Here is an 8608-nt window from a genome sequence, read left to right as displayed (position 1 = left end):
TTGTACGCTGTTTGACAACATTTTAATTGATATACATAAGTTTAAATCACTTCTATAGCTAACTTATCTGCTGCAAATATAACAATAAGTGTATAACATACAATCTACATCGTCCCTAAATAGTGCATAAAACGAAGTAATTCAGGTATCTTTTATTTCATGACTATTTCCCTATAGCTCACTTATATACTCGTAAAGCTTCTTATAAAACGCATGCTTGGTCAATGTGGAAGCATCGCCCAGAATAATCAGTTTCATACGGGCACGGGTGATGGCTACGTTCATGCGGCGCAAGTCATTGAGGAAACCAATCTGACCGTCTTCATTGGCACGTACCAGACTGATAAGAATCACATCACGCTCCTGCCCCTGAAAGCCGTCCACCGTATTGATAGTTATCAAGGAGCGATAAGGCTTGAAAAACGCATCTTTCTTTACCAGCTGACGCAAATACTGCACCTGAGCCTTATAAGGAGAAATCAATCCCACATCAATCCGTTCTTCTAAAAAGCGTTCCCGACCGATTTTCGTGATGTACTCCTTTAACTGACCGATGGACAATTCAGCTTCCGGTTTATTGATTCGTCCGTAGTTTTCACCTACAAACTCCTCGTTGCAGTCCATGCCTTCCGTATTTACCCACTCTATCGGCGTGTCAAAATCCAGAATGCTACGGTATTTCACCTCAGGAGCTGACTGCAACATTCCTCCATAAAACCAGTCAGACGAGAAACGCATAATTTCGTCGTTCATACGATACTGTACCTTCAGCAAGGATACCACCTCCGGCTTGTTTTTCACGATGGCCTGCATCAATGTATGCCCTAACCCCGCACGCAAGGCTTCCGGATTCTTTACCGTAGGCGGCAACTGACAATGGTCGCCAGCCAAAATCGCCCGGTCGGCTTTACGAAGCGGAATCCAGCAGGCTGCTTCCAATGCCTGAGCCGCCTCATCGATAAATACCGTTCCGAACTTCTGTCCGGTGAGCAAGCGGTTGGCACTACCCACCAGCGTGCAGGCAATCACCCTCGCTTCACTGAATAAGGATTCATTGATACGGATTTCCAGTTCCGTGGCGCGGTCTTTCAGTGAATTGATTTTTTGCCGGATACTTTCCCGGTCATTTCCTTTCCGGCTACGGGTATACAGTTCACGAATCGCCTTACGGATACTCCATAACTGGGGATAGTCGGGATGTGACTCAAAACGACGTTCGTACGTAAACGACAGCATCTTATCGTTTACCCGACTGGGATTTCCGATACGGAGCACGCTGACACCACGGTCTACCAACTTTTCACTAATCCAGTCGACAGCCATGTTACTCTGAGCACATACCAATACCTGATTTTCACGATGAAGTGTTTCATAAATAGCCTCTACCAGCGTAGTGGTCTTACCTGTTCCAGGAGGACCGTGCACAATGGCCACATCCTTGGCATGCAAGACTTTATTCACTGCTTCATCCTGTGTGGCGTTCAACCAGGGGAAACGTACGGGTTGAAAAGAGAAAGTAGATACGGGCTGCATACCATGAAAAATATCCCTTAACTCTGCCAGTCGGTTGTTCTTGGCAGAAATGACCTGTTTCAGTGCCTCGAACATCAGGCGATAGCTGGTTTCATCAAAATAGAGTTGTACCCCGACCACTTCTTTGCTCTGCAGCGTAAGCAGTGCATTGGCATCCGGCAAGATGACTACCATGCGGTCTTCCTCCACGTAATTCACCGTAGCTACGAAATTCAGGTAAGTCAGTTTCCCCGACATGTCCTGCGTAAAGAAACAAACCGGTTTCCCATATTCAAACAGATGCTCTATCTCCTTGTCTTCTTTTCGCTCTACTTCAATGACCAACTGATTCAAGGCATTGTAATAGCTCCGTCCCAGCGATAACGGATACCAGCACATGCCCCGTTTGATTTTTCGCCCAATTCCCATCAGTTCCGTCTGCTGCTGGAACTGATCCTTTTCGTATTCATACTCTAATTTCAGCAATTCATAGTGATGCTGCAAGTATAAAACAGGCGATTTTATTTGAGTACCTTCCTTATTCATTTCCTTCTACATTTGATTTGCTTTCTGCCAGCATTTGGGCACGCGATTTACTCTGCGTCACCACATAGACACCTGTAAAAATTAACAACGCCGCTACAATCTTCACCCAACCGAAAGTTGCCATACCGGCAAGTACGGCTACACAACTTCCCACAACCGGCTGCATGTAGTTATACATACTGACTACCGTAGGACGCAAGGACTTCTGACCGACCAGCATCAAAATATAAGCCACATACGTACCAAAGAGTATGACATAACCGACTTCCAGCCAGACTTCTACCGGGAAAGATACCCAGTCCATCACTGAAAAGTCATGATAAGAGAAAGGTATAAAACATATCGCCGCATAAGTAAACATCCATTTCATCAACGTAATCACGTGATAACGCGCAATCAGCTTCTTAAAAATGGTCAGATAGCAGGCAAAACTAATCTGAGCTGCCATGCAGAGGGCGTCCCCCCATACGCTGCCCCCTTCTGCATCTCCTCCCCGGTTGCTCAGAATCAAGGTCAATGCACCGATGGACCCGAGAAATATTCCAACCACCTTTTTCGGAGTGACGGGTTCTTTCAGGAAGAGAGCCGCTAAAATCATGGTCACAATCGGCATGGTAGTAGTCATAATAGACGCATCGACCGGAGAAGTAAGTGACAAGCCGAATGTAAAACATCCCTGATTGCAGACAATACCCAACAAGGAAGCAAAGAACAGCATCAGCAAATCGTGCGGATTGACCTTCTCCTGCTTTACGAAGAAAGAAGTAGCCCAGAAACACACGGCCGCTCCTATCATACGCATATTCGCCAGTGTGAGTCCGGTAATACCCGCTTCCATGGCTGCCTTGCCTACCGGCGACATCAATCCCCACATGCTTGCAGCCAATAACAATGAAATATGAGCTTTTACAGAACCTTTCATGATTTCGTCTTTTTAAATTTCTGCAAAGTTACGAGGTTTTTGAAAAAAGGGCCGGTCGGGCGTTGATTTATTCCCGGGAATTTTCTATTTTTGTTTGACGCGTTAAAAAATACAGTCCATGAAAAAGCAAGCTGAATATATCAAGCGCATTGAGATAAAGGGCTTATGGGGCCGGAAAAACATTGCCTGGGATTTACGCCCGGATGTAAACATCCTGAGTGGAGTAAACGGTATCGGAAAAAGTACGATTCTGAACAACTCTGTCCGTCGGCTGAGTGATTTGGAAGGAGGAGCCCTGAGTAATGGCATTCATTTGGGAGTGTCTTTCACTTTCTATCCGGAAGATGCCACTTATATCCACTTCGATGTGATAAGAAGTTTTGACCGTCCGCTACTCAGTTCCGGATTATTGGAAAAAATCGGTAACCAGAATGTCAAAACTGAACTCGACTGGCAGCTTTATCTCCTGCAGCGACGCTATCTGGATTATCAAGTGAACATCGGCAACCGGATTATCGAGCTTTTGACCAGCGGCAAGCCCGAAAACCAGGCCAAGGCAACCGAAATCTCTCTGCCTAAAACCCATTTCCAGAACCTGGTAGACGACCTGTTCAGTGAAACGGGAAAAAAGATTCTCCGCCAGAGCAATGAAATACAGTTTGAACAAGACGGCGACATATTAACCCCTTATCAGCTTTCTTCTGGTGAAAAGCAGATGCTGGTCATCCTGCTCACCGTACTGGTGCAGGACAACCAACCATGTACCCTCTTTATGGACGAACCCGAAATCTCACTTCATGTAGAATGGCAGCAACGGCTTATCTCGCTCATCCGAAGCCTGAATCCGAATGTACAAATTATACTGACTACCCATTCTCCGGCACTTATCATGAACGGATGGATGGACGCCGTTACCGAAGTGAGTGACATTACAACCCTTTAAAAACATGTAGCCGTATGGGAAAAAGACTGACTGAAAACCTTTCTTCCCTGTACATTGGAGCGGCTAACAGCCTTAAGCCCAAGCGTGCAAGAAGAAAAATCGTGGCCTACGTAGAAAGCTATGATGATATTTCTTTCTGGAGATCCATACTTGCGGAATACGAAGACAATACCCGCTATTTCGAAGTCATGCTCCCCTCTCAGACTTCATTGGCTAAAGGTAAGAAAACCGTACTGATGAACCAGCTCGGGAAGCAATTAGGCGAAAATATGATTGCCTGCGTAGACAGCGATTATGACTACCTGTTGCAAGGACGTACCAACACCTCCCGATACATCATCGAAAATCCCTACGTAATGCAGACCTATGCATACGCCATTGAGAACTACCATTGCTATGCCGAAGGGTTGCATGAAATCTGCGTCATGGCTACACTGAACGACCATAAGCTGATTAATTTCCCGGAATTCATGAAACTTTATTCCCAGATAGCTTATCCGCTGTTTGTATGGTCTGTCTGGTTTTACCGGAAACATATTCTGTCAGAATTCTCCCTGCTGGACTTCTGTTCCTATGTAAAGCTTGATCAGGTTAGCACTCATCATCCGGAACGAAGTCTGGAAACCATGGCCAAAAAGGTCAACCGCAAGCTGCATGACTTGGAACGCCATCATCCGGAAGCACTGGAAGAAATTGAAAGCATGAAAAAAGAATTCGACCGCTTGGGAGTTCATCCAGACAATACCTATATGTTTATTCAAGGCCATCACATTATGGACAATGTAGTGTTGCGACTGCTCATTCCCGTATGTACCGTACTCCGCCGGGAAAGAGAACAGCAAATCCATGACCTGGCCCTCCACGACATGCAGCTTCACAACGAGCTGACCAGCTACCAACGAAGTCAGGTAGGCGTGGAAGTCGTTATTCACAGAAACAATTTCTACAAAGAATCTCCTTTGTACCAGATGATACGGAGAGACATCGAGAAATTTCTCAAAATCATCCGTTAGCCGGTATTTCCCTATCCAATTATAGGAAATCCCCTACAAAAGAATGGGCGTTTTCATCTTGACCGGAGAATTTTCTTCCGCTAACTTTGTGCTATCAACAAAGCTGGAGGAATCACACTCTCAGCCGGAAAAGACAATGCTTATGAGAACAAGAACATTTATTCTTTGCCTGCTGGCCCTTTGCCTGAGCACAATCCGGGGCTACGCATCCGGTCTGGGCGACTTCCGGGTCAATGCCCGTTTCCTGACCGACCGAATGGCCTTTGAACTGCACCTCAACAGTAACCAGTACAACGACCTGTACGAAATCAATTACGACTTTCTCTGCAATATAGGTCCATACGTTTCTGGCATTGCCGTTGCCGACACTCGTGCGATGGATGCATATTACCGCTACCTGGACGAACGAAACGACGACCTGCGATGGGTACTTTCACAAGCCGAATACGTACGCTTCATCGATATTGAATATTTCTTCCGTCCCATTTATGCCATCAATAACGTATGCTATCTGCGTGTGTATAAAATTTATCCGAACAGAACCCATTTCTACTTCGGACCTCCCCGTCATTACCTGACCTACAGGGGCGGACATTGCCGGTCACATTTCGGGGGAGTTAGCTACTACCGGCGTAACTATCCTGCACGCTACCACCATCCAGTGTACAGCCGTCCGTGCCGAATCAGTCCGCAGATGCGACCGCACGACTTTGCCGGACCACGTCCGGGCAATCGTCCTCCGCAGAAGCCCAACTGGAAGCCTGCACCTCGTCCGGACCGGAGACCTGTCTCAGTGGGCAGACCCAATTATCGCCCGCCTCAGCATTCAGACCACAAACCGCAGGCACGTCCCCCTCAGAATCCTCACAAGGCCCCAGGCTTCAAGCCTCAGGAAAGACCCACCCGACGCCCGGAAGTAAGTCCCGACAAAATGCGTCCGAAACAAATCCGGGAAAAAAGCAACATGAAAGAAAAAGAGCGTAAATCTCTCTCCAAACGATTATAAATAAAAAAGTGCTGAATCAGGAATCATCTTTTCCAGGTTCAGCACTTCCTTTTATATCAAAAAAAGTCTCAGACTAAGCGGATACCCCCTTCTTCCAGCACCACTAGTCTTTTCTTATATAAATCACCGACCGCTTTCTTGAAAGTCTTCTTACTTACACCGAAGGTCTGGTAAATCACCTCCGCATCAGTCTTATCATTCAGCGGGGTAAATCCGTCATTATCCTTGATGTACTGAAGCAATACTTCGGAAAAATCATCCACCTTCCGGGCACCGGCCTTCTGCAATTCCAAATCAATCTTTCCATCCGGACGTACCTGTTTCACAAAAGCACTCAGGTGCATTCCTGCTTCCAAAGGCTGGAACACCTCGTTATGGAACAGCATACCGCTAAACTGATTTTCTACAATCACCTTGTAGCCTAAATCCGTACGCTGCCATACCATGACATTTACTTCCTGTCCCGGCTGGTACTCCGGCTTCTCCGTAGAAAGATAATGCTCCACCTTGGCAGAAGCCACAATGCGATAGCTTTCTTCATCCAGATGCACATGCACCACATAGCGTTTTCCTTTCTGCATCTTCATTTTCTGCTCACGGAAAGGCACGAACAAGTCTTTCATCAATCCCCAGTCAAGAAAAGCACCGAACTGATTAACCCATGCCACCTGCAGACAGGCAAATTCACCCACCTGTACATAAGGCTGTAGCGTAGTAGCGACCAGACGTTCCTCCATATCGAGGTAGATAAATACATTCAGGATGTCTCCCGGTTTGGTACCTTCGGGCACATAACGTTTCGGAAGCAAGATTTCACCGTCCTCATCTCCATTGAGGTACACCCCGAAATCCACTTCCTTCACTACTTCCAGCTGATTATATTTTCCTAATTTTATATGACTCATAACAACTCTTTATTTCCGCCAAAGATAGCATAAAAAACTCATATACTCGCACTGCCTTCCCTATAAAGAAAAACTAAAAATATTTTTATTTTTACGCCGCAAAGTAAGTGGTAAACCGCCGTGACTTGTTTTATAGGAAAAACATACATCATTAAACTTTATATCTATGAAACTCTACACTATTTTAGGAAGTTTTCTGGGGCTCTCTTTGTGCATGACCATCGCTTCATGCCACTCTCCCCAACCTACCAGTGAAATCACATGGAGCACCTTCAACATCCGCTACGACAATCCCTACGACAGCCTGAACAGCTGGACATACAGAAAGGACACCGTAGCCAATTTCATCAAGGCACAAAATCTGGACATTGTAGGCATGCAGGAAGTCCTGCACCACCAGCTTGAAGACCTGAAAGCCCGTCTGCCAGAATATGCCGAAGTCGGCGTGGGACGGGAAGACGGAAAGATACAAGGCGAATATGCCCCTCTGTTCTATAAAAAAGACCGTTTTGAATTACTGGACAACAACACCTTCTGGCTGTCACAATACCCCGACAGTGTAGGATTCATCGGATGGGACGGTGCCTGCACCCGTATTGCCACCTGGGCCAAGCTGAAAGACAAGACCAACGGAAAAATCTTTATGGCCATCAATACGCACTTTGACCATGTGGGAACAGAAGCCCGTAAAAAAGGCGCTTTGCTGATTATTGAGAAAATAAAAGAAATCGTAGGCGACCAGCCTGCCGTAGTTACCGGAGACTTCAATGTATCCGACCAGTCGGAAGCCTACCAGACCATCACCGGCAACAGTTTCGTGCTGAAGGATGCGCATAAGACAGCTCTCCAGCAAGAAGGTGCCAGCTATACCTTCCATGACTTCGGACGCATTCCTGCCGACTCTTGTGAGAAAATTGACTTCATATTTGTCACTCCTCAAATAGAGGTACAGCGCAGCTACATTCCTGAAGAAAACCGGGAGGCAAAGAAATTCCTTTCCGACCATAATCCGGAAATCGTACACCTTTCTTTCTAAAAGGCTAATAAATCGAGGAAAAATTTATCCCGTCCGCCGGTACACATACCGGGACGGGATTTTTTTATCTTATACGATGCGTCCGTCCACCAGATGAATGGTACGGTCGGTCTGAGTGGCCAGCTCCTCATCGTGCGTTACGATGACAAAAGTCTGCCCTAACTTGTCACGCAGTTCAAAGAACAACCGATGCAATTCTCCCTTGTTCTGCGTATCCAGACTTCCGGAAGGCTCGTCTGCCAAGATTACCGAAGGATGATTCATCAAGGCACGGGCTACAGCCACACGCTGCTTTTCGCCACCCGAAAGTTCTGCCGGCTTATGTGTGGCCCGCTCCGACAATCCCAGGAAATCCAATAAATCCAATGCTTCCTTTCGGGCAGTTCCCGACGACTTGCCTTGAATCAAAGACGGCATCATGACATTCTCTACCGCCGTAAACTCAGGCAACAGCTGGTGAAACTGAAAGACAAAACCGATTTCCCGATTCCGGAAGGCAGAAAGCTCTTTTTCTTTCAGACGGTTCACCTCCGTGCCGTTCAATATAATTCGTCCTCCGTCCGGCTTGTCGAGTGTACCCATAATTTGCAGCAAGGTAGTCTTTCCCGCCCCACTGGGACCTACAATACTGACCACTTCACCTTTCCCGATTTCAAGGTCAATCCCCTTCAACACCTGAAGTGCACCAAAGCTCTTGGTTATCCCTTCCAACTGAATCATACGAC

At 46.6% G+C, this 8608-nt stretch carries 8 protein-coding genes; 4 read left to right on the top strand and 4 right to left on the bottom strand.

Going from position 1 to position 8608, the window contains the following annotated elements:
- Positions 1–171: 171 nt before the first annotated feature.
- Together DXD04_RS02280 and DXD04_RS02275 are read right to left on the bottom strand one after the other, a co-directional pair.
- Positions 172–2058, bottom strand: coding sequence for an AAA domain-containing protein (locus tag DXD04_RS02280; protein ID WP_117670486.1), 1887 nt, complete (start codon positions 2056–2058; stop codon positions 172–174).
- Positions 2051–2980: a DMT family transporter gene (locus DXD04_RS02275; RefSeq protein ID WP_117670484.1), complete on the bottom strand. Its 930-nt coding sequence runs from the start codon at positions 2978–2980 to the stop codon at positions 2051–2053. Before DXD04_RS02275 ends, DXD04_RS02280 begins: the two co-directional genes overlap by 8 nt.
- Before the next feature lie 118 nt (positions 2981–3098).
- Between DXD04_RS02275 and DXD04_RS02270 the strand changes: the two genes are divergently transcribed.
- From DXD04_RS02270 to DXD04_RS02260, 3 genes are all read left to right on the top strand, one after another.
- Positions 3099–3923, top strand: coding sequence for an AAA family ATPase (locus tag DXD04_RS02270; RefSeq protein ID WP_117670482.1), 825 nt, complete (start codon positions 3099–3101; stop codon positions 3921–3923).
- 14 nt (positions 3924–3937) lie between these two features.
- Entirely contained in the window at positions 3938–4936 is a 999-nt protein-coding gene (locus DXD04_RS02265; protein WP_117670480.1) for a DUF4435 domain-containing protein, read from the top strand.
- Between the two features lie 142 nt (positions 4937–5078).
- Complete coding sequence (locus DXD04_RS02260) at positions 5079–5942, top strand: hypothetical protein (protein WP_259299495.1); 864 nt, start codon at positions 5079–5081, stop codon at positions 5940–5942.
- A gap of 68 nt (positions 5943–6010) precedes the next feature.
- Here DXD04_RS02260 and DXD04_RS02255 read toward each other — a convergent pair whose 3' ends face one another.
- Entirely contained in the window at positions 6011–6847 is an 837-nt protein-coding gene (locus tag DXD04_RS02255) for a CvfB family protein (RefSeq protein ID WP_117670476.1), read from the bottom strand.
- 214 nt (positions 6848–7061) lie between these two features.
- Here DXD04_RS02255 and DXD04_RS02250 point away from each other — a divergent pair, with 214 nt between their 5' ends.
- Positions 7062–7883, top strand: coding sequence for an endonuclease/exonuclease/phosphatase family protein (locus DXD04_RS02250; RefSeq protein WP_181977443.1), 822 nt, complete (start codon positions 7062–7064; stop codon positions 7881–7883).
- 69 nt (positions 7884–7952) lie between these two features.
- On the opposite strand, the gene DXD04_RS02245 is transcribed toward DXD04_RS02250, so the two are convergent.
- The gene (locus DXD04_RS02245) at positions 7953–8603 is read right to left on the bottom strand and encodes an ABC transporter ATP-binding protein (protein WP_117670472.1); all 651 of its coding nucleotides are present in this window, start codon (positions 8601–8603) and stop codon (positions 7953–7955) included.
- Between the last annotated feature and the right edge of the window lie 5 nt (positions 8604–8608).

Source organism: Phocaeicola plebeius, assembly GCF_003437535.1.
In the GTDB taxonomy this organism is placed as follows: Bacteria; Bacteroidota; Bacteroidia; order Bacteroidales; family Bacteroidaceae; genus Phocaeicola; species Phocaeicola plebeius_A.
This window is presented reverse-complemented; position numbering and strand designations above follow the sequence as displayed.

Coding starts and splice junctions, on each gene's coding strand:
- DXD04_RS02280 (WP_117670486.1), bottom strand. CDS start 2,058: ATGAATAAGGAAGGTACTCAAATAAAATCGCCTGTTTTATACTTGCAG.
- DXD04_RS02275 (WP_117670484.1), bottom strand. CDS start 2,980: ATGAAAGGTTCTGTAAAAGCTCATATTTCATTGTTATTGGCTGCAAGC.
- DXD04_RS02270 (WP_117670482.1), top strand. CDS start 3,099: ATGAAAAAGCAAGCTGAATATATCAAGCGCATTGAGATAAAGGGCTTA.
- DXD04_RS02265 (WP_117670480.1), top strand. CDS start 3,938: ATGGGAAAAAGACTGACTGAAAACCTTTCTTCCCTGTACATTGGAGCG.
- DXD04_RS02260 (WP_259299495.1), top strand. CDS start 5,079: ATGAGAACAAGAACATTTATTCTTTGCCTGCTGGCCCTTTGCCTGAGC.
- DXD04_RS02255 (WP_117670476.1), bottom strand. CDS start 6,847: ATGAGTCATATAAAATTAGGAAAATATAATCAGCTGGAAGTAGTGAAG.
- DXD04_RS02250 (WP_181977443.1), top strand. CDS start 7,062: ATGACCATCGCTTCATGCCACTCTCCCCAACCTACCAGTGAAATCACA.
- DXD04_RS02245 (WP_117670472.1), bottom strand. CDS start 8,603: ATGATTCAGTTGGAAGGGATAACCAAGAGCTTTGGTGCACTTCAGGTG.